The organism is Erwinia sp. MYb416, from assembly GCF_037479575.1.
Classification (GTDB): Bacteria; Pseudomonadota; Gammaproteobacteria; order Enterobacterales; family Enterobacteriaceae; genus Erwinia; species Erwinia rhapontici.
On sequence record NZ_JBBGYT010000269.1, the window covers coordinates 1 to 566 of the forward strand.

1 protein-coding gene and 1 pseudogene are annotated in these 566 nt (G+C 46.6%); one reads left to right on the forward strand and one right to left on the reverse strand.

The genetic code is table 11. The annotated features are described in order from the left end of the window. A pseudogene (locus WH277_RS02435) lies at nt 1-178 on the forward strand (MFS transporter); the annotation flags it as partial. Between the two features lie 83 nt (nt 179-261). On the opposite strand, the gene WH277_RS02440 reads toward WH277_RS02435, so the two are convergent. Beyond that, nucleotides 262-566, reverse strand: a 305-nt coding sequence (locus WH277_RS02440; RefSeq protein ID WP_339504209.1) for a DUF1493 family protein, incomplete at its 5' end; no start/stop codon positions are given.

Genomic DNA, 566 nt, shown 5'->3' on the forward strand with positions numbered 1-566 from the left:
CTACGGTGTACAGAACCTGAGCAATATCGGCGGTGCCGTTAACCCCGTACTGTGTGGATTTTTACTCAGCTATACACCACCGCCGGTCATGTTTATTGCTCTGATCGGTTTCTCCGCAGCCGGGTTGCTGTTCTTCCGCCATGGGCATCGGTTGGCGATGAAAAGAACGGCGGCCTGAGTCTCAATCAGAAACAGCTTTCCTGAGAGGGAAAGCTGTTTCGGGGCACTGATTACCCTTAAAAAATAGTCTTCGGCTTTGAATCAGTCATATAACCAGCGGCCAGCTCTGGCGGATTCGATCAGCATATTGATAGTGAAATCTGGCACTTGAGGAATATGGCTTTTACGAAATGGATTAAGTCGCTCACTTAAGGGTGGTTCTGGTGGATAGTAGGTTGTGATAGAAAAATTCCCACGCTCAACACTAAACCTGGAGAAAAAATCATCCATAAGTGCTAATGCTTCATCATCTTCCAGTCGCAGATCCGAATCAAAATCCGTTGTTGGTGCCAGTTCCATCTTCTTAAAAAGGGAAAATCCGTCATGGGCTCTGACAAGTTCATAGA